The sequence below is a fragment of the Porcincola intestinalis genome, assembly GCF_009696445.1.
Classification (GTDB): Bacteria; Bacillota; Clostridia; order Lachnospirales; family Lachnospiraceae; genus Porcincola; species Porcincola intestinalis.
Window position 1 is genome coordinate 146,199 of sequence record NZ_VULZ01000005.1, and the last position, 24,986, is coordinate 171,184.

The following is a 24,986-nucleotide window of genomic DNA, read 5'->3' on the forward strand; positions in this document are numbered from 1 at the left end:
AGAACTATGTACAGAGTCAACGAGGATTACCTGAAGCTTCCCGGAAGCTATTTGTTTTCCACCATCGGGAAAAAGTCCAGAGCCTTCAAGGAGGCGCATCCTGAGGCGGATGTGATCAGCCTCGGAATCGGTGATGTGACGCAGCCCCTTGTGCCTGCGATCATCAAGGCGCTTCACGCAGCAGTGGACGACATGTCCCGCGCGGAAACCTTCCACGGGTATTCCCCAGATCTTGGATACAGCTGGCTCCGCGAGACGATCGCAAAAAACGATTATGAAGACAGGGGCTGCAGCATCAGCCCGGACGAAATCTTCATCTCCGACGGTGCAAAGAGTGATTCGGGAAATATCCAGGAAATCTTTTCCAGGGACAGCCGGATTGCGGTCTGTGATCCGGTTTATCCCGTCTACGTGGACTCAAATGTCATGGCAGGCCGCTGCGGAACCTACGATCCGAAGACGGAGCGCTGGAGTGATGTGATTTATATGCCATGCGTGGCGGAAAACAATTTCACGCCGGAGCTTCCGAAGGAGGAACCGGATATCATCTATCTCTGTTACCCTAATAATCCGACAGGAGCTTCCATCACAAAGGAGCGCCTGAGCGAATGGGTTGACTATGCAAACAGGATCGGCGCCGTGATCATATATGATGCTGCATATGAGGCTTACATCTCTGCTCCGGATGTTCCGCACTCGATCTATGAATGTGAAGGTGCCCGCAGCTGCGCGATCGAGATTCGCTCATTTTCAAAGAATGCAGGCTTCACCGGCACACGTCTGGGCTTCACGGTGGTGCCGAAGGATCTGGAGCGCGGCGGTGTGAAGCTTCATTCACTGTGGGCGAGAAGGCATGGGACCAAGTTCAACGGAGCGCCTTACATCGTTCAGAAAGCAGCGATGGCGGTCTACTCCGAGGAGGGAAAGAAGGAGCTGAAGGAGCAGGTCGGATACTACAAGAGAAACTGCAGGGTGATCATGGACGCTCTGAAGGAGTCCGGATATGAAGTGTACGGCGGCGTTGACGCACCCTATATCTGGATGAAGACGCCGGACCAGATGACATCCTGGGAGTTTTTTGACCGGCTGCTGGAGAAGGCACATGTTGTCGGAACACCGGGCTCAGGCTTCGGACCGAGCGGAGAGCATTATTTCCGCCTGACTGCGTTCGGAACATATGAAAACACGAAAGAGGCGGTGCGCCGGATTCAGAGGATGTGATGATGCGCAGAGCACATTCTACGACTTTTCGCAAAGCTGCAGCTGCCGCAGCTGCAGCGGGGCTTGCGGCAGCTGTACTTGGGCTTTCGGGCTGCAGCCGCAAGCAGATGAATTACCAGATTGCCGAGGCGATCGGGACAGACGGCAAGTATGAGAACAATGAGCCGGTCGAGACTCCGAAGATGAAGGAACAGCGGGCAGCACAGGAGCAGTCGGAGTCGGAGGAGCAGAATGTCTCACAGATTCTGCAGACAGCTGCGAATCAGGCTGCAGGATATAATTATGAGGAGGCCATCGCAACACTGAATACGCTTTCCGGCAATCTTGCCCTGGACAGCCGTGTGGCAGAGGCCAGAAAACAGTATGAGGCGGGCGACGCGGCGCTTACGGCCTGGGATGGAGACATCCCTCATCTGTGCTTCCCGACCCTGATTGAGGACCCGTCGAGGGCATTTGACGGAGACAGCCTGTCAGACACGTACAAGAGCACGATGGTGACGACGGACGAGTTCAAGGCGATGCTTCAGAGCCTGTATGAGAACAACTATATTCTGGTTGACATCCACAGCATCGCGAAACTGCAGTCCGAGGGAGACATGGAGCTCCAGACGCTCAGGCTCCCTTCAGGGAAGAAGCCGATTGTTCTGTCCCAGGACAACGTGGACTATTCTTCTGTGAAAAACGGGGACGGGATTGCGACCGCGCTGACGGTAGAGGACGGGGCAGTCAAGGCAAAGTATACGGATGCAGACGGGCACGACCTGTCCGGGGATTATGATTTGATTCCGATTCTGGATTCTTTTATCGCGGAACATCCGGACTTTTCGTTCCGCGGGGCACGCGGAATTGTGTCGGTTTCCGGCAAGAACGGTGTGTTCGGCTATCGGCTGCCGGATACCGGAAGTGCTGGTTCCTCTTCAGAATCCGAAAGTGGAAATCAGGCAGGTTCCTTCTCCGCAAACAGCGCGGCTTCCTACACGGATGATCAGAAGAAGATCGCGGAGATCGCGAAGGCGCTTACAGATGAGGGATGGAGCATCGCGTCCGCCGGCTGGTCCCATTCTTACATGAATGACGCGTCCATGACAACGGACCAGTTCAGGCAGGAGATCGACAGCTGGGAGAGCAAAGTCGCGCCGCTGACCGGAAAGGCAGATATTCTGTTCTTTCCGTATGGGGCGGAAGTTTCCTACCCGGGGGACAGCCTCAGTTATCTGCTTGAGAACGGACTGGTCTATCTCTGCGGTCTGTGGGGGGACACAGACTACAAGGAAATCGGGGATGGCTACATGAGGATGACCAGGCGTTTTGTCGATGGCTACTCGCTGAAGAATGCGCCGGACAATTTCTCATCATTCTTCGATGTGTCGGACCTCATCGACAAGAATCGATAATATGGATTATTCGCAGAGTTCTATATAGCAACCGCTGATATCGCAGAAAACCGCCCGTAGAAAACCCTGAACGGAGGTTGACTCTGATTTTATATGTGTGCTATACTTTTTCGGCGTATGAATGCAGTCAAAAGGGTTATTCTGCCCTTGAGACGACTGAAGACAGGCAGACAGACTGTTTTCTGCGATCATCTATTATATTACAGAGAGCGAGGTGGAAGTTGTGCGTACGAGAATCACTTTGGCGTGCACAGAATGCAAGCATCGTAACTACAATCTGACCAAAGAGAAGAAGAACCATCCGGAGCGGATGGAGGTCAGAAAGTACTGCCCATTCTGCAAGAAGCACACAGTGCACAAGGAAACGAAGTAACAACGATTCAGCTGCTTTGAAGGAGAACCATAATGGCAGAAGACAAGGAATCCAGACTCCGTTCATTCTTCCGTGGCGTAAAGGTCGAGTGGGGCAAGATCATCTGGCCTTCAAAGAATACGCTTGCGAAGCAGACCGGGGCAGTGGTGGTTGTTTCAGTCATTCTGAGCGCGATCATCGCCATTCTTGATTATCTGATGAAGAGTGGCCTGGACAAGCTCCTGACAATCAGTCTATGAGCAGTTGTGCGGTAAACATGAAGGACAGGGTGAGAGAATGGCTGACACAGAATCTATGAACACGGAAAACAGCGGGTCTGATGTGCAGGAAGCCAAGTGGTATGTCGCTCACACATATTCCGGGTATGAGAACAAGGTGAAGGTTAACCTTGAGAAAACCATCGCCAATATGCATCTTGAAGATACCATCCTTGAAGTCCGGATTCCGGTTCAGGAGGTCGTTGAGACGACTGGAACGGATGAGGGCGAGGCTGACAAGATCGAGTACACGGAAGAAGGCGAGCGCAAGCCTCAGAAGAAAAAGAAGGCTCCGAAGCAGAAGCTTGTCAAGAGAAAGCTGTTTCCGGGCTACGTGTTCGTTCATATGATCCTGAATGATGATAACTGGTACATTGTCAGAAATACCAGAGGCGTCACGGGATTCGTCGGAGCAGATTCGACAAAGCCCATCCCGCTTACAGAGAGCGAGATGGTGAGCCTGGGTGTCGCGCCGCAGGCGCCGTCGCTTGACTTCAACGTAGGGGATACGGTGAGGGTGACGAATGGTGTCTGGGTCAATGCGGTCGGCGTTGTCGATTCGATCGATGAGAGCCGCCAGACGGTCAAGATCAGCATCCCGGAATTCATGAACGGCACACCGGTCGGAATGAATGTTACGGACATCACGAAGGTAAAGTAAAAAGTGGGAGGGTATCCCCCGCTGGCACCACAAGGAGGTCATTATCATGGCAAAGAAAGTTACTGGCTATATCAAACTGCAGATCCCGGCAGGCAAGGCAACTCCTGCTCCGCCGGTCGGACCGGCGCTTGGTTCCCACGGTGTGAACATTGTACAGTTCACGAAGGAATTCAATGCGCGTACCGCAAATCAGGGCGACATGATTATCCCGGTCGTCATCACTGTCTACGCTGACAGGAGCTTCAGCTTCATCACGAAGACTCCTCCGGCACCGGTACTTCTGAAGAAGGCCTGCAATCTGAAGAGCGCATCCGGAACCCCGAACAAGGAGAAGGTTGCTTCCATCTCCAAGGAGAAGGTTCGCGAGATCGCTGAGCTGAAGATGCCTGATCTGAATGCTGCAAACATCGAGGCGGCGATGAGCATGATCGCCGGCACCGCGCGCAGTATGGGCATCACGGTCGAGGATTGAGAGTACTTGAAGGTCTGAGTCAAGTGGGAGGGAAATTCCCGAAAATACCACCAGGAGGTAGATTGAACATGAAGAGAGGTAAGAAATATCAGGACGCAGCAAAGCTGGTTGACCGCTCAAAGCTGTACGATGTCGACGAGGCTGTCGCTCTGGTAAAGAAGGTTGCATCCGCAGGGTTTGACGAGACAGTTGAATGCCATATCAGAACCGGCTGCGACGGACGCCATGCTGATCAGCAGATCAGAGGGGCGGTTGTCCTTCCGGCAGGAACCGGTAAGAAGGTTCGCGTCCTTGTGTTCGCAAAGAATGAAAAGGTTGACGAGGCAAAGGCAGCGGGAGCTGATTTTGTCGGAGGACAGGAGCTGATTCCGAAGATTCAGAATGAAGGATGGCTCGATTTCGATGTTGTCGTCGCAACACCGGACATGATGGGGGTTGTCGGACGCCTGGGCCGTGTCCTCGGACCGAAGGGCCTCATGCCGAACCCGAAGGCTGGAACTGTTACCATGGATGTCGCAAAGGCGATTAAGGATATTAAAGCCGGTAAGATCGAGTACAGACTGGACAAGGCAAATATCATCCATGTACCGGTCGGGAAGGCTTCCTTTACAGAAGAGCAGCTGAAGGAAAACTTCCAGACGCTGATGGAAGCAGTTGTCAAGGCAAGACCGTCCACTCTGAAGGGGCAGTACCTGAAGAGTGTCACGCTTACTTCCACAATGGGTCCGGGCATCAAGCTGAACCCGCTTAAGTTCGCGTGAAACAGCAATAGATAGATCGCAGGAAAGGGCAGTCCTCACGGGCTGCCCTTTTTCATTTGGCAGCTCGTGGCAAAATATGGCATCGTGAACAAAGATGCCATAACAAAGATGCCACAACGGAAAGATACGAAAACGTTCTACCGAAAGCCTGGCTCGATGTATTTAATATCAATTCTCAATACGCTTGATCCCCGGAACCTCCTTCTTTTGTGCCATGTCCTTTTTCTTTGACAGAATTAATCGATTTCGTAATTCTTACATATGACAGTATTTTATCATTCAATGATGGGCAGTTTCCAACTCAAATCAGCAATAAACACATAATATGCACAAACAGAGCCGATAAACGGCCTGAAATATAAACAAGATAACCGATTAACACGATCAAATGTAGTAAATGCGAGGCAGTATCACTATATTATTTGGCATAATACTGCCATTTATTAGCATTTTATCAATACAGATATTGACGGGATTATCCGGATCCTGTACCATAAAACCAACAGAATCTGGCAAAGAAAAAAGGAGGAATTGCTATGAACATGGGAAAGTTGACTGCAGGTCTTGTACTCGGATCAGCGGTAGCCGGCATGGTAGCGGGGTCGGCATACGCGGAGTCTTCTGACAAGATTTCGATCAGCGTGATTGCTGCCCAGTACGGTCAGCAGACTGCAAACTGGTGGAAGGGGTTTGAGAAGGATTTTGAGAAGGACAATCCGAACATTGATCTCAACGTGGATGTTGTATCATGGAACGACATCTATACGGCAGTCAACACCAGGATTGCAAACAATCAGGCGCCGGATATCCTGAATATTGACGTCTTTGCCGACTACCAGGCAGACGGACTTCTTCTTCCTGCCAAGGATTATGTCTCGGAGGAAACCTACTCCAAGATGTATGAATCCTTCCTTGACCAGTCGGTTGTGGACGGAACGGTCTGGGCGATTCCGGATCTGGCTTCTGCACGGGCGATGTACTATAACGCGGACATTCTGAAGGAAGTCGGGGTGGAGGCTCCGAAGACCTGGGATGATCTGAAGAACGTGTGCAAAGCGATCAAGGATCATTACAACGGAGAGGTTTATCCGTGGGGGATTGACCTGACGACGGATGAAGGTCAGGCAGCCTTTGCCTATTATACCTGGAACAACGGCGGCGGTTTTGTTGATGACGACAATAACTGGGCGCTGAACAGCGACAAGAATGTCGAGGCTGTTGAGTTTGAGATCGGACTGATCAAGGACGGCTATACCAATACGGACCCTGCGAATGAAACCAGATATGATCTCCAGGATATGTTCGGAGCAGGCAAGATTGCGATGATGATCGGACCGAATTCCATTCCGGCATACCTGAAGGAAGGTGGCTACTCCATCAATTACGAAGTTGCTCCGATTCCGACCAATACCGATACCTCTGTATCAGCGGGCGTTATGGATCGTTTCATGTGCTTTGACAATGGATACTCGGACGAAAAGCTGAAAGCCATCAGCACGTTCTTCGATTACTTCTATGATGACCAGCGCTATTCTGACTGGGTTCAGATGGAGGGCTTCCTTCCTGCAACCAAGACAGGCGGCGAGATCATTGCAAAGGCAGATGAAAGTATGGCGGCATGGGTTGACATCGTCGGTTCTTCCAAGTTCTATCCGACAGCAAAGGCTGAATGGGCAGATGTCAAGCAGGGTGTCATCGATGTTGAACAGAATGCACTTCTGGGTGAGGATGTCAAGGGACTTCTGGACAGTCTCCAGAGCGAAATCGCGGGCTGACCATCTTGGACCGGTGCCCATGTACTGATCAGTCAGGGAATCCTGAACGACCGGCAGGCCGGCCATTTTTCAGACATGGCCTGCAGCAACTCTTCGGCTCTTCATCAGATGTACAATGAGAAGACAGGCCGGATGCTTCATCCGGCCTGTCTCCGCAGCAAGGTCCTGTCAACCGAGTACAGAAAACAGAGGATGTCAATGAAAAAGAAATATCGATTAATCGAACCATATATCTGGATCCTGCCCAGCTGCGTTCTCATGGCTTTATTCATTGCGCTGCCGATCGGCATGGTTTTCAGGATGGCGTTCAGCCAGGTTACAAGGGCTGGAATTGTCAAGGGATTCACGGGATTTGATAACTTTATCGCTGCGACCGGAAAACCGGCTTTTAAGATTGTCCTGTGGAATACCGTTGAGTGGACCGTTGTCGTTGTTGTCGTATCGACTGTGGTCGGTTTTATCCTGGCATTGCTTCTGAACAATGAGTTCAGGGGAAGAAAGATTGCGAGGGCCATCGTGGTCTTCCCGTGGGCGACTACGCTTGTGATCCAGGCAAGTGTCTGGAATTTCATCATCAATACGGATTATGGCACGCTCAATACGCTGCTGAAAAAACTGGGTATTATTTCAACGAATATCAATTGGACTCCGACACCGGGTGCCTATTTTGCCTGGGAATGCTTTGTCGGAATCTTTGTCACCATCCCTTTTGTTACGTTCTGCGTCCTGTCGGGACTCCAGGGAATCGATGAGTCTTTTTATGAGGCGGCAACGGCGGATGGAGCCAACTACTGGCAGAAGCTTTTCCACATTACCATTCCACTGGTTCGCCCGCAGCTGACGGTCTCTACGGTACTGAATATTATCTATGTATTCAATTCGTTTCCGATTATCTGGACCATGAGCAAGGGAGATCCGGCGAACAGAACGGATACTCTTGTCACCTATCTGTACAAGCTCGCATTTTACAACGGCAAGCAGGGGCAGGCTGCAGCCATTTCGGTCATCGGCTTTCTGATTCTCCTGGTCTGCGCAAGTGTGTATATGGTCTTTACGTTAAGAGGACAGAAGGAGAGGTAAATGAAAAATACAGGAAAGAAAGCATTGACGGGGAAAAAACTCGTCCTCCGCATTCTGCTTTACATTGCGGTGATCGCATTCTGTGTCGTGATTCTTTACCCTTATTTTATAATGTTCACATCCGCGCTCAAGAGCAGGGCAGAGATCTATTCAATCAACGGAACCCTGCTGCCGATCAAGTGGAGATGGAGCAATCTGATTGATATCTGGCGCAAGGCACCGATGCTGAACTACTTCCTGAACTCTATCATCATTGCGCTTGGATCGACTGCCATCGCGATGGTGTGCGGAATCCCGGCTGCGTATGCCCTGACCCGCATGAAGTTCAAAGGACAGAATGTGTTCCTGGGCATTGTCATTGTGTCCCAGATGTTTGCGCCGGTTGTCCTGGTGATCGGTATATACAAGATCATGATGACCTTCCATCTTGTTAATTCCTTGCTTGGGTTGATCCTCGTCAATGCGGCGTTTAACCAGGCGTTCACGGTCTGGCTGCTGCGGGGAACCTTTGACGCGATTTCTCCGGAGATGGAGAAGGCAGCGAGGATTGACGGCTGCGGAAGAGTGCAGAGCATGTTCAAGGTGCTGCTTCCGATTGCTGCACCTGGCATCGTCACAACGTTGATCTTCGTTTTCATCAATGCCTGGAACGAATATACCATCGCGCTGACCCTGATCTCAGATGATGTTGTCAAGCCACTCACGGTCGGTATCAATATCTTCAATGGTTATAACATGGTGGAATGGCAGTACCTGTTTGCCGCATCCCTGTTCTCAATCATACCCGTCATCATCCTGTTCATCGGAATCGAAAAGAATCTGGCTTCCGGACTTGCGGCCGGAGGAGTGAAGGGGTAAAACGGGATAGGAAAAAATCATTGAGTGATGGAGCGGAGGATTACAGTGAGAGAACCAGCATTAGTGATTCTGGCGGCTGGAATGGGATCGCGGTTTGGCGGTCTGAAGCAGATCACGCCGGTGGATGAGGAAGGGCATAAGATCATCGATTTTTCTCTGTATGATGCAAGGAGGGCAGGATTTACAAAGATTGTCTTTGTCATCAAGCATCAGATCGAGGAAGACTTTAAAAATGGGGTCGGTCGGAATGCTGAAAAGTACTTCGATGTGAAGTATGTGTTTCAGGAACTGGACCGGCTTCCGGAGGGCTTCAGTGTGCCGGAGGGCAGGACAAAGCCCTGGGGGACAGCGCATGCGATTGCGTGTGCGGCTGAAGCAATCGATGGGCCGTTTGCCGTGATCAACGCGGACGATTTCTACGGAAGCAGTTCTTTTCAGAAGATATACGATTTCCTCAAGGAAGAGCGGGGAGAGTCAGAGCATGCCATGGTCGGATACCGGATTGCCAATACCGTGACGGACAACGGCTCCGTCTCCCGCGGGATCTGTACGGAGGAGAACGGATATCTGAGCCATATTGTCGAGCGCACGAAGATCTTCAGAAAGGGCGAGGATGCGGAGTATACAGAAGACAATGGCAAAACGTTCCATTTTCTTCCGGGGCAGACGCTCGTATCGATGAACCTCTGGGGCTTCCAGCACGGAATTCTGAAATCGTTTCAGCATGATTTTGCCTCTTTCTTAATGGAGAATCTGGATAAAAATCCGCTGAAGTGTGAGTATGCTCTGCCTGCGATTCCGGACAGGCTGATTCGTGAGAAAAAGGCGACTGTCCGCGTGATTCCGACTGAGGAGAAGTGGTTCGGCGTCACCTACGCGGCGGATCTGGACTCGGTGAAGCAGGCAGTCATCCGAAAGAAACAGGCAGGGATCTATCCGGAGCATCTCTGGATGAAACCGGCAGCGGCCTACCATTTCCCGCTCGATGGGGCGCCGGTCTCCATCGGCCTCTATGGAGAGGGACACATTAATACCACTTATCTTGTGACGACCACCTCCGGAAAGCGGTACATTCTGCAGAAGATCAAGGACACGGTCTTTGATGTACCGCCGCTGATGGAGAATATCGAGCGGGTCATCCGGCTGGCACAGAAAAATGCAAAAAAGCAGGCGGATGAGACCGGGAAGATGCAGATCGGGAGCCTGAATCTGATCGATGATCTGGATGGCTGTTCATACTACAGGGATGAGACAGGATACTACAGAGTTTATGACTACGTCGAAGGAACGATCTGCCTGCAGGCGCCGGAGAGCAATGATGATTTCTATCAGAGCGCGGCAGCGTTCGGTGCTTTTCAGAAGCTGATGCAGAATTTCCCTGTAGAGGAGCTCCACGAGAGCATTCCGGATTTTCACAATACTGTGAACCGGTACAGAATTTTTCGTGAGACAGTCAGCCGGGATCCGCTTGGCAGGGCGGCCGGAGTATCGGAGGAGATCCGGTTTGCGCTGGACAGGGAAAAAGGTGCAGGAGAGCTGTGCCGGCTGCGCCAAAACGGAACGCTACCGCTCAGAGTGACGCACAATGACACGAAGCTGAATAATGTCCTCCTTGATGAGAAAACAAGGAAGGCAAGGTGCGTCATTGATCTCGATACGGTGATGCCGGGACTTGCGGCGTACGATTTCGGAGATGCCATCCGCTTTGGAGCGGCCACGGCAGCTGAGGATGAAAGGAATCTGAGCCGGATGACCCTTGATCTGGAGCGCTTCCGGATCTTTACCAGGGGATATCTGGAATACGGGCCGGATTTCTCGGAAAAGGAGATCGAGACATTTCCACTCGGGGCAATCATCATGACACTTGAGTGTGGGGTCCGCTTTCTGACAGATTACCTGGACGGGGACCGATATTTTGCGATCCGAAGGGATGGGCAGAATCTGGATCGGGCAAGAACACAGTTCAAGCTTGTCAGCGAGATGGAGAAACATCTGGATGAGATGCGGCGGATCGTCAGGGAAGAGGAAGACAGGAGAAACAGCCAGAAGAGATGAAAGACGTTTACTCGAATCAGATCCGAATAGGTAATAAGGAAGAAATCATACCGGATTACACGGAAGAATTTCCTTACAGGGCTTCCCGCATGCACTTTGAAAACTACGGGGGAGATTTCGTGCCCTGGCACTGGCATAAGGCGCTCGAGATGTTCTACATCGAGTCTGGTGCGATGGAGTGCGATACGCCCTCCGGGTCAGTTGTATTCGAGCAGGGAACGGCGGGACTTGTGAATTCCAATATCATGCATTCGACCCGCTCGGCTTCGGGCAGCCATGATACAATCCAGTATGTACATCTTTTCGGGCCGGATCTGATCGGAGGAAAGCCGGACAGCCGGATATACAGCATGTATCTGGAACCGGTTGTATCGAATGCCTGCGTCGAGCTGATCAAGCTGATACCGGACGGCGGGGCTCAGAGCCGGACGATCGGCAGGATAAGGGAATCCTTTCAGATGGATCTTGCAGACCCCTATTCCGAGCTGGAGATCCGGAACAGGCTTTCAGAAATCTGGCTGGATCTTTGCCGGCTGAAGGTGTTTTCAGCCCCTGGTGCGGAACCGAACTCGTCGATGGAAAGTAATCTGAAGCTGATGATGCTGTTTATCAATGAGAATCTGGAGAAGAAGATGACCACTGAGATGATCGCCGAAGCTGGTTTTACGAGCGAGCGGGGGTGTTTCAGGGCCTTCAGGGAATATCTTCATACAACGCCAGGTGCATATATCAACCAGTGCAGAATTGTTCAGGCCTGCAGAATGCTGACGGAAGAAAATTACAGCATTGCTCAGATCGCAACAAAGTGTGGCTTTAAAGAAAGCAGTCATTTTGGAAGGGTTTTCCGGGATTCCACCGGCCTGACACCGAAGCAATACCGTCGAAAAAAGCAGAATATACAGTGAAGACGGGCGAGCACTGGAACAAAGATATCGAATAAAACAGGTGTCCCGGCCGGGCGTTGAACCGGCGACAGAGATAAGAGGCGTGCAGATGCTGCAGGCCTCTTGTTTTTGTGAGGAAGGGTCACTTTGCAGCGTGCAGCCTGTTCGTTATAATACAGGGTAGAAACTGAAAATGCAGGGGAGCAGCTGTCTATGAGAATTATGGTGAGTGCCTGCCTGATTGGAGAAAACTGCAAGTATAATGGCGGAAACAACCGGGATGAAGAACTTTTGAATCTGCTTTCCGGGCACGAGGTGATCGCAGTCTGTCCGGAAGTGCTTGGCGGGCTTCCGACGCCCCGGCAGCCATCGGAGCTTCGGAACGGGAGGGTGATTTCGCGGAACGGTCAGGATGTTGACGCGGCCTTCCGGCTGGGAGCAGAGAAGTGCCTGGAGATTGCTCGGAAGGAAGAGCCGGATCTGATCATCCTTCAGTCGAGAAGTCCAAGCTGTGGGGTGAAGCAGCGGTATGACGGGTCTTTTTCTGGTAGGCTTGAAGCGGGTACCGGTGTGACAGCGGAACTTCTTCTAAGGGATGGATTCTCTGTCCTGGACATCGGTGATAAGGAGCAGATACGGGCAAAGATCAGGGATGTGCAGGAACGACAATAGCCTTCGGGCATTCAGAAGACTGGAAAGTGAAACGCAGAGCGAGGAGGATTGAGGCATGTCTGAGGTGAGTGAACGCCTGAGAGTGGAATGGGCGAAGGGAGACCAGGCGAGGGATGCAGGCCTGACAACACCTGCATATATCAGAAGATATAATGATATCCCATATGGGGATGACAGAGATTGGAATGCCCTGGACGTATACAGGAATCGTTATAAGGCAGGAAAACTGCCGGTGATCATGCTGATTCATGGCGGCGGATGGGTTTACGGATGTAAGGAACTGTATCAGTATTACGGGATGGAGCTTGCCAGACGGGGATTTGCAGTGGTCAATTATTCCTACAGGCTTGCACCGGAACATCCTTTCCCCGCACAGCTGCAGGACACGGTCGCGGTTGCTGCATGGATCATGAAACACGCGGACGAATATGGTTTCGACACCAACAATGTCTTTGCAGTCGGAGATTCTGCAGGAGCCCACATCACAGGCCTGTTCTGTGCATTTCTGACAGACGAAGGATACAGGAATCAGTTTGCCTTTCAAAAGCCGGAAGGCTTTCGGCTGCGCGGAGTCGGGATGAACTGCGGCGTGTACGGGTTCGAAGACCATGAGAATGATGATGGGTGGGTAGAGAGGAATGTTCTGCTGGGAGATCTTCTTTCACATCCGGAGAGTCCGGCATGCAGAGAACAAATCGATGTGCTGCACCTTGTAAACCGGAATTTTCCGCCGGCTTATATCATGACCTGTGAGGGAGACTTCTTGAAAGAACAGGCACCGTTTCTGCACAGTGCGTACGAGAAGGCGGGGGCAAGATCAGAACTTCACATCTTCGGATCCCCTGAGCACCCGCTTTATCATGTGTTCCATGTGACTGTACAGGAAGCGGAAGGACAGAAGTGCAATGATGAGGAATGTGCCTTTTTTCAGGGGCTGATCGGCAGGGACTGACAGACTGACCAGACTGACCGGAAGCGTGTCGAATGAAAGAATGAAGAATGAAGCGTGTCGTGTGAAAGAATGCAGTTGACAGACAGGGTTTCCTGTGATAAGATGCAACAGATGACTGCCGGAGACAGCAGGTTCCCGCGAGGGTATAATGCAAGCAGCGCCTGCCGAGGAAGTGTGAATTCGTATGAATTTTCAGCCTCCCTGCACAGAAAGGGAGGCTTTTCTTGATTCTGAAGCGGTCATTACCAATCAAGAAGGAGGTAATGGTTCATGGCAAAAGTGGAATTGAAACAGCCCATCGTCGATGAGATCTCCGCGAATGTCAAGGACGCACAGTCAGTTGTTCTTGTCAACTACCTTGGAATCAATGTAGCAGGCGATACATCTCTCCGCAAGGAACTTCGTGAGAGCGGTGTTGTCTACAAGGTTTACAAGAATACCCTCATGAAGCGTGCGTTCCAGGGAACCGATCTGGAGCCGCTGTGCGAGCACCTGTTTGGTGCAAACGCGATCGCGGTGTCCAAGGACGACCCGGTGGCAGCAGCGAGAATCATCAAGAAGCATCTCAAGAACAATCCGACCATTTCCATGGTTGCGGCTGTTGCTGAGGGCAAGTATTACGACGCCGCAGGGGTAACGGCACTCGCTGATATCCCGTCCAGAGACGAGCTGCTCGGAAGACTGCTTGGATCCATCCAGTCCCCGATCACGAATTTTGCCCGTGTCCTCAAGCAGATTGCAGAGAAGCAGCCTGAGGGTGAAGGCACGGCAGAAGCAGCACCGGCTGAAGCCTGAAAGACAGTTTTCTGATTCAGAGTTACGATTATTTACAGGAGGAAGAAAAAATGGCAAAACTTACGACTGCCGAGTTTATTGAAGCAATCAAGGAACTGAGTGTTACCGAGCTGAACGACCTCGTAAAGGCTTGCGAGGAGGAATTTGGCGTATCCGCAGCAGCAGGCGTTGTTGTTGCTGGTCCTGCAGCAGGCGCTGCTCCGGCTGAGGAGAAGACTGAGTTTGACGTCGAGCTGACCGATGTCGGACCGAACAAGATCAAGGTCATCAAGGTTATCCGTGAGATCACCGGCCTTGGTCTGAAGGAAGCAAAGGATCTTGTCGAGGGCGCTCCGAAGGTTGTGAAGGAGCAGGCTTCCAAGGCTGACGCTGAGGAGATGAAGAAGAAGATCGAGGAGCAGGGCGCAAAGGTTACCCTGAAGTAATCGAGCTTCTTAATCGAGACAATTCCAGAAGGAACCCGGCCGGAAACGGACCGGGTTCCTTTTTTTGAAGGCTGTCTGTAAACAGATAACAGGAATGGAAAAATGGAAAAATAAAACGATTCTAATAGGCGGTCATCACAAAAAAACGAATTGACATTCTGTTCAGGCACGTAGTATCATATAGGTTGCATTATTGTCCGGGATTATGTTCTGGGGCTTAGTGCGCCCATAAGTAGACTTGGTGTGCGCAGAAAGACAGAGGTGGAACGTTAATGGAAAAAAACAGAATTCGCCTGGTGAAGACTGGTAAGAGTGTCCGTATGAGTTATCAGCGGCATGAAGAAGTGCTTCAGATGCCGAATCTGATCGAAGTACAGAAAAACTCGTACCAGTGGTTCCTGACAGACGGTCTCAGGGAGGCTTTTGATGACATATCTCCTATTGAGGACTATGGCGGGAAGCTCAGCCTTGAATTCGGAGACTTTAAACTCTGCACGGACGATGTAAAGTATTCGATTGAAGAATGTGCTGCGCGTGATGCCACGTATGCTGCTCCGCTGAAGGTCAAGGTCAAGCTCCACAACAAAGAGAACGAGGAGATCAGCGAGCATGAAATTTTCATGGGCGATCTCCCGATTATGACAGACACGGGGACTTTTGTGATTAATGGCGCCGAGCGTGTTATCGTCAGCCAGCTGGTCCGCTCCCCGGGTATCTACTATGGGATTGCCAGAGACAAGGCGGGAACCAAGCTGTTTTCCTGCACAGTCATTCCGAACAGAGGCGCTTGGCTGGAGTATGAGACAGATGCCAACGACATCTTCTGGGTGCGTGTAGACCGTACCAGAAAGGTGCCGGTGACAACGCTGATCCGTGCACTCGGCGTCGGGACGAATGCGGAGATCATAGACCTGTTTGGCGAGGAGCCTAAGCTGATCAGCACCTTCGAAAAGGATGAATCGACTGACACGGTGACGGGTCTCAAGAAACTGTATGAGAAAATCCGCCCGGGAGAGCCGGTCTCGGTGGAGAGCGCAGAGTCTCTCATTTCCGGAATGTTCTTTGACCCGAAGCGCTATGATATCGCGAAGGTCGGACGCTATAAATATAATAAGAAGCTGTTGCTCCGCAACCGGATTGCCGGCCACGTCCTTGCGGAGGATGTGGTGGATGAGACAACAGGAGAGGTCCTTGCTGAAGCAGGCACAAAGGTGACAGAAGAGCTGGCGGATCAGATTCAGAACGCTGCGATCCCGAGTGTCATGATTGAGACCCAGGAGCGGAATGTCAAGGTTCTTTCCTCCATGATGGTCGATCTTCGGGCTTGGGTGGACTGCAAGCCGGAGGAGCTTGGAATCACGGAGCTTGTTTACTATCCGTATCTGAGAAAGATCCTGGATGAGTATACCGATCCGGAGGAGATCAAAGATCAGATCCGTCATCATGTGACCGATCTGATTCCGAAGCATATTACAAAGGAGGATATCTTTGCCTCCATCAACTACAATATGCACCTCGAGTACGGGATCGGCTGCGATGACGATATTGACCACCTGGGGAACCGCCGGATCCGCGCAGTGGGCGAGCTGCTTCAGAACCAGTTCCGGATCGGGCTTTCCAGGCTCGAGCGGGTGGTGCGCGAGAGAATGACCACTCAGGAAATTGAGGGCATTACACCTCAGTCCCTGATCAATATCAAACCGGTGACGGCTGCAATCAAGGAGTTCTTCGGATCTTCCCAGCTGTCACAGTTCATGGATCAGAACAACCCGCTGTCAGAGCTGACACATAAGAGACGTCTCTCCGCGCTGGGACCTGGCGGACTTTCAAGGGATCGTGCCGGGTTTGAGGTCCGCGATGTCCATTATTCTCACTATGGACGGATGTGCCCGATTGAGACACCTGAAGGACCGAACATTGGTCTGATCAACTCCCTGGCCTGCTATGCACGGATCAACAAGTATGGATTTGTCGAGGCACCGTACAGGAAGGTCGACCATTCCGAACCGGGACGTCCGAGGGTTACAGATGAAGTTGTCTATATGACAGCTGACGAGGAAGACAGGTACCATATTGCGCAGGCAAACACGCCGCTCGATGCGGATGGGTATTTCATCAACAAGAATGTATCCGGCCGCTTCCGTGAGGAGACGCAGGCGTATGACCGCAACATGTTTGACTATATGGATGTCTCCCCGAAGATGGTCTTCTCAGTCGCAACGGCACTGATCCCGTTCCTGCAGAATGATGACGCAAACCGTGCACTGATGGGATCCAACATGCAGCGTCAGGCTGTCCCACTTCTAACTACGATGGCTCCGGCTGTCGGAACCGGTATGGAAGTCAAGGCGGCGGTAGACTCAGGTGTCTGCATTGTTGCAAAGCATGATGGCGTGGTGGAACGTTCTGAGGCAAACCGGATTATCGTCCGCAGGACAGACGGACAGCTGGACGAGTATCATTTGAGAAAGTTTGTCCGTTCCAACCAGAGCAACTGCTATAACCAGAGACCGATCGTCTTCAAGAACGATGTTGTAAAGAAGGGAGACGTCATTGCAGATGGCGCATCCACCTGCAACGGTGAACTGGCGCTTGGCAAAAACCCGCTGATTGGGTTCATGACCTGGGAGGGCTACAACTACGAGGATGCAGTCCTTCTGAGCGAGAACCTGGTCAAGTACGATACCTATACATCCATCCATATTGAGGAGTATGAGGCTGAGGCGAGGGATACCAAGCTCGGACCGGAGGAAATTACCCGCGATGTACCAGGCGTAGGGGATGAAGCCCTGAAAGATCTGGACGATCGAGGAATCATCCGCATTGGCGCTGAAGTGAGAGCCGGGGATATTCTGGTCGGCAAGGTAACACCGAAGGGTGAGACGGAGCTGACAGCGGAAGAGCGCCTTCTGCGTGCAATCTTCGGCGAGAAAGCAAGAGAGGTGAGAGATACATCTCTGAAGGTCCCGCACGGCGAGTATGGAATTGTTGTGGCTGCGAAGGTGTTCACGAAGGAGAACGGCGATGAGCTGGCTCCGGGGGTCAACCAGTCGGTTCGTATCTATATCGCGCAGAAGAGAAAGATTTCGGTCGGCGACAAGATGGCAGGCCGTCATGGAAACAAGGGTGTTGTCTCCCGGATTCTGCCGGTGGAGGATATGCCGTTCCTGCCGAACGGACGCCCGCTTGATATCGTTCTGAATCCTCTGGGTGTCCCGTCCCGTATGAATATCGGACAGGTTCTGGAGATTCACCTGTCTCTCGCGGCGATGGCGCTTGGCTTCAATGTTTCGACGCCGGTCTTTGATGGAGCGTCTGAGTCTGAGATTCAGGATACGCTGGAGCTGGCAAACGATTACGTCAATCTGAGCTGGGAAGATTTCAGCAGAAAACATAAGGGAGAGCTCATGGAGAACGTCTATGAGTATCTTCATGACCACCTTGACCACAGGAAGCTGTGGAAGGGTGTACCGATCACGAGAGACGGCAAGGTCCAGCTGAGAGACGGACGGACCGGAGAGCCGTTTGACGGACCGACTACGATCGGCCACATGAATTACCTGAAGCTGCACCATCTGGTTGACGATAAGATTCACGCACGTTCAACAGGCCCTTACTCCCTGGTCACGCAGCAGCCGCTCGGCGGAAAAGCTCAGTTTGGCGGACAGCGTTTCGGAGAGATGGAGGTCTGGGCGCTCGAGGCATATGGTGCTTCCTATACGCTTCAGGAAATTCTGACGGTCAAGTCCGATGATGTCATCGGGAGAGTCAAGACGTACGAGGCAATCATCAAGGGTGAGAATATTCCGGAACCTGGTATTCCGGAATCCTTCAAGGTTCTTCTGAAGGAGCTGCAGTCCCTGGCACTGGATGTACGCGTGCTCAAGGACGACGGAACAGAGGTGAAGATCATTGAGAATGTCGATTACGGGGATACTGATATGAGACATATCTTTGATGATTACAATGACCATAAGTACGATAACAACAAGGAGTCCTTTGCTTCCCATGGAATGCAGGTCCAGGATGAGAACGGGGAGGCAATCGATGAGAACGCTTCCTCTGATTCAGGGGATTCTCTGGATCTGCAGGAAGACGGTTATGATAATTCCGACAGTCCGGATTTCGAACTGACCGACGACAATGAGTGAAAGGAGTGCTTTCATGCCGGAAAATACTTCGAATGAAGTGTATCAGTCCATGACATTTGACGCCATCAAGATCAGCCTGGCTTCCCCTGAGAGAATCAAGGAATGGGCAACGAGGCACGGCATGCTTGGCGAGGTCAATAAGCCTGAGACGATCAACTACAGAACGCTCAAGCCGGAGACGGATGGACTGTTCTGCGAGCGGATCTTCGGGCCGGTGAAGGACTGGGAGTGCCACTGCGGAAAGTATAAGAAAATCCGCTATAAGAACATGATTTGTGACCGCTGCGGTGTCGAGGTTACAAAGTCGAGCGTCAGGCGTGAACGCATGGGCTGCATCTGCCTGGCTGCCCCGGTGTCCCATATCTGGTATTTCAAGGGGATTCCGTCAAGGATGGGCCTGATCCTGGATATGTCGCCGAAGGAACTGGAGAAAGTTCTCTATTTCGCAAATTACATTGTCCTTGATCCGAATGTTAATGATCCGAATCCGGAGAAGTTCAACCAGGTCGACATCAAGTCGGATCCTGTGACAGGACTGGCCTACAAGGAGACACTGACAGAAAACGCATATGAAAAGAAGGTTCAGGAGCTCGGGGATGCGGCGCTGAAAAACCAGATTGGACAGGAGGCATACGACAATCTGTCTGAGTCAGAGCGCAGATTCCGCGCGAATGATATGGGCAGACATATGTTCAAGGCACAGATGGGGGCGGAGGCTGTCATGCAGCTTCTGCAGGACATCGACCTTGAGGACCTGTGCGAGCGGCTGAAGAAAAAGATGGAGAATGCGACTGCCCAGCAGAAGGTCAAGATTGTCAAGAGGCTGGAAGTTGCGGAAGCGTTCCGTGAGTCTGGCAACAAGCCGGAATGGATGATTCTGACCGTGATCCCGGTTATTCCGCCGGATCTGCGCCCGATGGTGCAGCTGGATGGAGGCCGTTTTGCGACATCCGACCTGAATGATCTGTACCGCAGAATCATCAACAGAAACAACCGTCTCAAGAGGCTGCTTGAGCTTGGGGCGCCGGACATCATCGTGCGAAACGAGAAGAGGATGCTCCAGGAGGCCGTTGACGCACTGATTGACAACGGCAGAAGAGGGCGCCCGGTCACCGGCCCGGGCAACCGTGCGCTGAAGTCTCTTTCTGATATGCTGAAGGGAAAGAGCGGACGCTTCCGTCAGAACCTTCTCGGAAAGCGTGTCGACTATTCCGGCCGTTCCGTTATTGTTGTCGGACCGGAGATGAAGATCTATCAGTGTGGTGTTCCGAAGGAGATGGCAATCGAGCTGTTCAAGCCGTTCGTCATGAAGGAGCTTGTAGCCAGAAACATCAGCCATAATATCAAGAATGCCAAGAAGATGGTGGAACGGCTTGAGCCTGGCGTCTGGGATGTCCTGGAGGATGTCATCAAGGATCATCCGGTTATGCTGAACCGTGCTCCCACGCTTCACAGGCTGGGAATCCAGGCATTCGAACCGACGCTTGTGGAAGGAAAAGCCATCAAGCTTCATCCGCTCGTCTGTGCAGGCTTCAACGCTGACTTTGATGGTGACCAGATGGCAATCCATATTCCGCTGACCGTCGAGGCTCAGGCGGAGTGCCGTTTCCTGATGCTGTCACCGAACAATTTCCTGAAGCCTTCGGATGGCGGAATGGTCCCGGTTCCATCTCAGGATATGGTTCTTGGAATCTACTATCTGACACAGGAACGCCCCGGCTCGATCGGGGAGGGAATGGTCTTCAAGAATCTGAATGAAGCCATTCTGGCCTACGAGAACAAGTATGTTTCGCTTCAGAGCCGGATCAGCATCCGCGTTACAAAGAAGATGCCGGACGGAACTGAACTCAGCGGACTTGTAGAATCTACGCTTGGCCGGTTCCTGTTTAACGAGGTGATACCGCAGGATCTGGGATTTGTCGATCGTTCCATTCCTGGAAACGAGCTGAAGCTTGAAGTCGACCAGCTGGTTAAAAAGAAGGACCAGAAGAAGATCCTGGAACGCGTCATCAATGTTCATGGTGCAACGCGGACCGCTGAGGTGCTGGATAATGTCAAGGCGATGGGATACGGTTATTCGACGAGAGCCGGCATGACGGTTTCCATTTCTGACATGACTGTACCGAAGGAGAAGCCTGACCTGCTGGCCAAGGCACAGACTGCTGTCGACAAAATCAATATGAAGTACCGCAGAGGTCTTTCTACGGATACCGAGCGCTATCGCGCTGTTGTAGATACCTGGAAGAAGACGGATGATGAGCTGACGAAAGATCTGCTTTCCGGCCTCGATAAGTACAACAATATTTTCATGATGGCCGACTCCGGAGCCCGTGGTTCCGACAAGCAGATCAAGCAGCTGGCCGGCATGCGCGGACTGATGGCGGATACGACCGGTCACACGATCGAGCTGCCGATCAAGTCGAATTTCCGTGAAGGACTGGACGTCCTGGAATATTTCATGTCGGCACATGGCGCCCGCAAGGGTCTGTCTGACACCGCACTGCGTACGGCAGACTCCGGATACCTGACAAGACGAATGGTCGTCGTCTCCCAAGATCTGGTCATCCGCGAGGTGGACTGCTGTGAAGGCAAGGGAGAGATCCCGGGCAGATACATCTCAAAGTTCGCATACGGGAAGGAAATGATCGAAAGCCTTCAGGAACGGATCACCGGACGTTATGCGGCTGAGACCATTTGCGATAAGGACGGCAATGTTCTGGTCAAGGCAAATCATATGATTACACCGGCCAGGGCAGAGAAAATCATGAGCGTGGGCGTCGATGCGGACGGCAATGCGATCACGCGGGTAAAGATTCGTTCGATTCTGACCTGCCGCAGCCGGATCGGTATCTGCGCGAAGTGCTATGGTTCCAATATGGCGACAGGCGAGGCTGTACAGGTCGGTGAGCCGGTCGGTATCATCGCCGCTCAGTCCATTGGTGAGCCGGGTACGCAGCTGACGATGAGAACCTTCCACACCGGCGGTGTCGCGGGCGGCGATATCACACAGGGTCTTCCTCGTGTCGAGGAGCTGTTTGAGGCACGCAGGCCGAAGGGTATGGCAATCATCTCCGATATCTCGGGAACGATCCATTTCACCGAGACCAAGAACAAGGTTGAGATTACCGTCACAAACGAGGAAACCGGAGATTCCAAGACTTACCTGAAGCCGTTCGGAACGGAGACCAAGCATAAGGATGACGGGACGTATCTGCAGGAAGGAGACCATGTCGAGGCGGGAGATCAGCTGATCGAAGGCTCGGTGAATCCGCACGATCTGATGAAGATCAAGGGGGTCAATGCCGTTCAGGACTATCTGCTCCGCGAGGTACAGAGAGTATACAGACTCCAGGGTGTTGAGATTTCCGACAAACACATTGAGGTTCTCGTCCGTCAGATGATGAAGAAGGTCCGTGTGGCGGATCCGGGTGACTCCCAGATGCTGCCGGGTACACTGATCGATGGCCTTGAGCTGGACGCTGTTAATGAGAAGCTTCGGGAGAGAGGCCTCAAGGAGGCAACCTCAACACAGGTGCTTCTTGGTATTACAAAGGCTTCTTTAGCGACTGAGTCGTTCCTTTCGGCGGCTTCCTTCCAGGAAACCACGAAGGTTCTGACAGATGCTGCGATCAAGGGCAAGGTTGACCATCTGGTAGGCCCGATGGAGAACGTCATCATCGGAAAACTGATTCCTGCGGGGACCGGTATGAAGCGTTATCGCAGCGTTAAGCTGGACACAAGTGCAGTCGATATTCCGGAAGGAGAACTCCTGAAGGATGAAGATGATCTGATGGAGTCCGGCGATGACAGCCGCGGCAATGACGTGATTGCACTGGATGAAGTGCAGGAGAATGTACCGTCTGAAACATCGGAGAGCTGAATTGTCAGCTGTAGATTTCCGAAAGATAGGGTGCTGTGAAAGCAGCCCCTGTTGACAGACAACAGAACAGAAACCAAACGGACAGCTGCTGCATTCTTTATGATGCAGCAGCTTTTTTTCTTAATTTTGCCTGTGAAAGTGGACGCTTCCGGCAACTGGTGATAAGATAGCGCAATCGGAGGATCATCTTCATGAAAATCATTACATTTTTCAAGCCGCTGTCTTTTATACCGGCTCTTCTCATCATGTATATGATCTATTCATTCTCGGCTCAGCCCGGGGAAGTCTCGTCTTCCACGAGCTACAAAGTCAGTGAGTCTATCGTTTCTACATATAATAAGGTTACACAGCAGAACTGGGAGAACTGGCAGATACAGGAGAAAGCGAATCAGATTAACAAGTATGTGCGGAAGGGCGCTCATGTGACGGAATATTTCCTGCTTGCTGTGGCTGTCTCATTCCCACTGTATGTATATGGCGTCAGGGGGATTCTTCTGATGCTCCTTGCAGGCGCAATCTGCGTGGGATATGCGTTCGGAGACGAACGGCATCAGGCGATGGTGGCGGGAAGAGTCGCAACCCCGCGCGATGTGGGGATCGATTCGATTGGCATCTTCATTGGAATCATTCTTGTAAGGATCCTGGGCTGGTCAGCCCGTGTCTCAGTAACAGGGCCAAGAATGGAGCGGCAGCAGCGGAAGATCCAGCAGGAGCTGGACAGACGGGAGGAGGAGCTTGCCTACCGGGAGGAAATGCTGAGAAGGCGTGAGCGGAAAGATGATATGCGACAGACAGCCGATCAGACATTTGAAAAAGACAGATCCCAGGGGCAGACAAGAGCGTACCGTCCGGATGAAATGACCCGCAGAGACCGTTACTCATCGAACCCATACATGGAAGGCAGATACGGTCAGGACAGCTGGGATAGAAGCGTATATCCTTATCCTGAGGATGAACACGCAGGGTATGAGCGCGAAGAAGATGAACTTGCAGGGAATGATTACGATGCACCGGATGAACTGTCGGATGATATCCCGCTGTTTCATCGGAAAAAGAGATAAAAAGCGGTAATGGCTTCTTGACAGAAGTGAGCGCGATTTCTATAATAATGGGGCGTGTGTTCAGCACGCTCTATTTTTGATGGATAGCAGCCACAGCGGCAGATTCTGATATCGGATCAGGAGCCGCAAAAAACCAGGAGGTGAAAGAGGAATGCCTACATTCAACCAGTTAGTCAGAAAAGGCAGACAGACCGCTGCGAAGAAGTCGACTGCACCGGCACTTCAGAAGGGCTTCAACTCTCTGAAGAAGAGACCGATCGACGATAACTCTCCGCAGAAGCGTGGTGTCTGCACAGCAGTCAAGACTGCGACCCCGAAGAAGCCGAATTCTGCTCTTCGTAAGATTGCCCGTGTACGTCTTTCCAACGGACTTGAGGTTACAACCTATATTCCGGGTGAGGGCCATAATCTTCAGGAACATAGCGTTGTCATGATCCGCGGCGGACGTGTCAAGGACCTTCCGGGTACCAGGTACCACATCATCAGAGGAACGCTGGATACGGCAGGTGTTGCAAACAGGCGTCAGGCCCGTTCCAAGTACGGCGCTAAGAGGCCGAAGGCTTCCGCGAAGTAATTCAGGCGAGAACAAGTTGACAATCATCCGGTTTCACATGAAGAACGTTTTTCTCAGTAGGATCATCCGAATCACCAGTGTGGCTGCTGTGAGGAAGATGCCCGATCTGACACGAAACACGTAGGAACGTGAGTACCTGTGATCTAATTGAAGCCCCGAGGAGGGGTCCCGATAATTAAGGAGGGAAGGAACGTGGCACGTAAAGGACATGTTCAGAAGAGAGATGTGCTGGCTGACCCGAAGTACAACGATAAGGTTGTGACAAAGCTGGTCAACAGCATCATGCTCGATGGCAAGAAGGGCGTCGCTCAGAAGATCGTATACGGCGCTTTTGACAAGATGGAACAGAAGACTGGCAAGCCGGCAATCGAGGTATTCGAGGAAGCCATGAACAACGTCATGCCGGTGCTTGAGGTCAAGGCAAGAAGAATCGGCGGTGCAACATATCAGGTACCGATCGAGGTCAAGCCGGACAGAAGACAGGCTCTTGCGCTTCGCTGGATCACTGCTTATTCCAGAAACAGAGCGGAGAAGACCATGCAGGATCGCCTTGCGAATGAGCTCATGGATGCAGCGAACAATACCGGCTCGTCCGTGAAGAAGAAGGAAGAAGTGCACAAGATGGCAGAGGCCAACAAGGCATTTGCGCATTATCGTTTCTGATCGCATACCTTTAGGAGGAAAT

Annotated in this window: 21 protein-coding genes and 1 other annotated feature; all 21 genes read left to right on the forward strand. The window is 51.9% G+C overall.

The annotated features are described in order from the left end of the window. The first annotated feature begins 6 nt into the window (after window positions 1–6). Window positions 7–1,221 (forward strand): LL-diaminopimelate aminotransferase, encoded by a 1,215-nt coding sequence (locus FYJ35_RS06375; RefSeq protein ID WP_154524706.1) that lies wholly within the window; start codon window positions 7–9, stop codon window positions 1,219–1,221. Next, a complete protein-coding gene (locus FYJ35_RS06380; protein ID WP_154524708.1) occupies window positions 1,221–2,615 on the forward strand; it encodes a polysaccharide deacetylase family protein in 1,395 nt (464 codons plus the stop codon). Before FYJ35_RS06375 ends, FYJ35_RS06380 begins: the two co-directional genes overlap by 1 nt. Window positions 2,616–2,838: 223 nt before the next feature. Next, window positions 2,839–2,988, forward strand: a complete 150-nt coding sequence (gene rpmG / locus FYJ35_RS06385) for a 50S ribosomal protein L33 (RefSeq protein ID WP_277067743.1) — start codon at window positions 2,839–2,841, stop codon at window positions 2,986–2,988. A 32-nt stretch (window positions 2,989–3,020) separates the two neighbouring features. Continuing rightward, the gene (secE, locus tag FYJ35_RS06390) at window positions 3,021–3,227 is read left to right on the forward strand and encodes a preprotein translocase subunit SecE (protein WP_154524710.1); all 207 of its coding nucleotides are present in this window, start codon (window positions 3,021–3,023) and stop codon (window positions 3,225–3,227) included. A gap of 82 nt (window positions 3,228–3,309) precedes the next feature. After that, the gene (gene nusG / locus FYJ35_RS06395) at window positions 3,310–3,906 is read left to right on the forward strand and encodes a transcription termination/antitermination protein NusG (RefSeq protein WP_277067854.1); all 597 of its coding nucleotides are present in this window, start codon (window positions 3,310–3,312) and stop codon (window positions 3,904–3,906) included. A gap of 46 nt (window positions 3,907–3,952) precedes the next feature. Continuing rightward, window positions 3,953–4,378: a 50S ribosomal protein L11 gene (gene rplK, locus FYJ35_RS06400; RefSeq protein WP_154524711.1), complete on the forward strand. Its 426-nt coding sequence runs from the start codon at window positions 3,953–3,955 to the stop codon at window positions 4,376–4,378. Between the two features lie 68 nt (window positions 4,379–4,446). Next, the gene (gene rplA, locus FYJ35_RS06405) at window positions 4,447–5,139 is read left to right on the forward strand and encodes a 50S ribosomal protein L1 (protein WP_154524712.1); all 693 of its coding nucleotides are present in this window, start codon (window positions 4,447–4,449) and stop codon (window positions 5,137–5,139) included. 536 nt (window positions 5,140–5,675) lie between these two features. Then, entirely contained in the window at window positions 5,676–6,914 is a 1,239-nt protein-coding gene (locus FYJ35_RS06410) for an ABC transporter substrate-binding protein (RefSeq protein ID WP_235906421.1), read from the forward strand. A 198-nt stretch (window positions 6,915–7,112) separates the two neighbouring features. Continuing rightward, window positions 7,113–7,994 (forward strand): carbohydrate ABC transporter permease, encoded by an 882-nt coding sequence (locus FYJ35_RS06415; RefSeq protein ID WP_154524714.1) that lies wholly within the window; start codon window positions 7,113–7,115, stop codon window positions 7,992–7,994. Next, the gene (locus FYJ35_RS06420; protein ID WP_154524716.1) at window positions 7,995–8,852 is read left to right on the forward strand and encodes a carbohydrate ABC transporter permease; all 858 of its coding nucleotides are present in this window, start codon (window positions 7,995–7,997) and stop codon (window positions 8,850–8,852) included. A gap of 45 nt (window positions 8,853–8,897) precedes the next feature. Next, window positions 8,898–10,907, forward strand: coding sequence for a phosphotransferase (locus FYJ35_RS06425; RefSeq protein WP_328597055.1), 2,010 nt, complete (start codon window positions 8,898–8,900; stop codon window positions 10,905–10,907). Next, window positions 10,904–11,812 carry a helix-turn-helix domain-containing protein gene (locus tag FYJ35_RS06430; RefSeq protein ID WP_154524718.1) on the forward strand — a complete coding sequence of 303 codons (909 nt, stop codon included), beginning with the start codon at window positions 10,904–10,906 and terminating at the stop codon, window positions 11,810–11,812. Before FYJ35_RS06425 ends, FYJ35_RS06430 begins: the two co-directional genes overlap by 4 nt. Window positions 11,813–12,004: 192 nt before the next feature. Beyond that, entirely contained in the window at window positions 12,005–12,463 is a 459-nt protein-coding gene (locus FYJ35_RS06435; RefSeq protein ID WP_154524720.1) for a DUF523 domain-containing protein, read from the forward strand. 55 nt (window positions 12,464–12,518) lie between these two features. Beyond that, window positions 12,519–13,415 carry an alpha/beta hydrolase gene (locus FYJ35_RS06440; RefSeq protein ID WP_235906422.1) on the forward strand — a complete coding sequence of 299 codons (897 nt, stop codon included), beginning with the start codon at window positions 12,519–12,521 and terminating at the stop codon, window positions 13,413–13,415. Window positions 13,416–13,515: 100 nt separating this feature from the next. After that, window positions 13,516–13,649 (forward strand) — a sequence feature (ribosomal protein L10 leader region). A gap of 36 nt (window positions 13,650–13,685) precedes the next feature. Next, a complete protein-coding gene (gene rplJ / locus FYJ35_RS06445) occupies window positions 13,686–14,210 on the forward strand; it encodes a 50S ribosomal protein L10 (RefSeq protein ID WP_154524722.1) in 525 nt (174 codons plus the stop codon). Between the two features lie 50 nt (window positions 14,211–14,260). Continuing rightward, entirely contained in the window at window positions 14,261–14,635 is a 375-nt protein-coding gene (gene rplL, locus FYJ35_RS06450) for a 50S ribosomal protein L7/L12 (RefSeq protein WP_154524724.1), read from the forward strand. Window positions 14,636–14,907: 272 nt separating this feature from the next. Next, window positions 14,908–18,786 carry a DNA-directed RNA polymerase subunit beta gene (gene rpoB, locus FYJ35_RS06455; protein WP_154524726.1) on the forward strand — a complete coding sequence of 1,293 codons (3,879 nt, stop codon included), beginning with the start codon at window positions 14,908–14,910 and terminating at the stop codon, window positions 18,784–18,786. A 13-nt stretch (window positions 18,787–18,799) separates the two neighbouring features. Further along, window positions 18,800–22,666: a DNA-directed RNA polymerase subunit beta' gene (rpoC, locus tag FYJ35_RS06460; RefSeq protein ID WP_154524728.1), complete on the forward strand. Its 3,867-nt coding sequence runs from the start codon at window positions 18,800–18,802 to the stop codon at window positions 22,664–22,666. A 191-nt stretch (window positions 22,667–22,857) separates the two neighbouring features. Next, on the forward strand, window positions 22,858–23,727 hold the full coding sequence (locus tag FYJ35_RS14830) for a VanZ family protein (protein WP_154524730.1): 870 nt from the start codon (window positions 22,858–22,860) through the stop codon (window positions 23,725–23,727). A 151-nt stretch (window positions 23,728–23,878) separates the two neighbouring features. Then, window positions 23,879–24,301: a 30S ribosomal protein S12 gene (gene rpsL / locus FYJ35_RS06470; protein ID WP_154524732.1), complete on the forward strand. Its 423-nt coding sequence runs from the start codon at window positions 23,879–23,881 to the stop codon at window positions 24,299–24,301. A 192-nt stretch (window positions 24,302–24,493) separates the two neighbouring features. Beyond that, window positions 24,494–24,964 carry a 30S ribosomal protein S7 gene (rpsG, locus tag FYJ35_RS06475; RefSeq protein WP_277067732.1) on the forward strand — a complete coding sequence of 157 codons (471 nt, stop codon included), beginning with the start codon at window positions 24,494–24,496 and terminating at the stop codon, window positions 24,962–24,964. The last annotated feature ends 22 nt before the right edge of the window (window positions 24,965–24,986 follow it).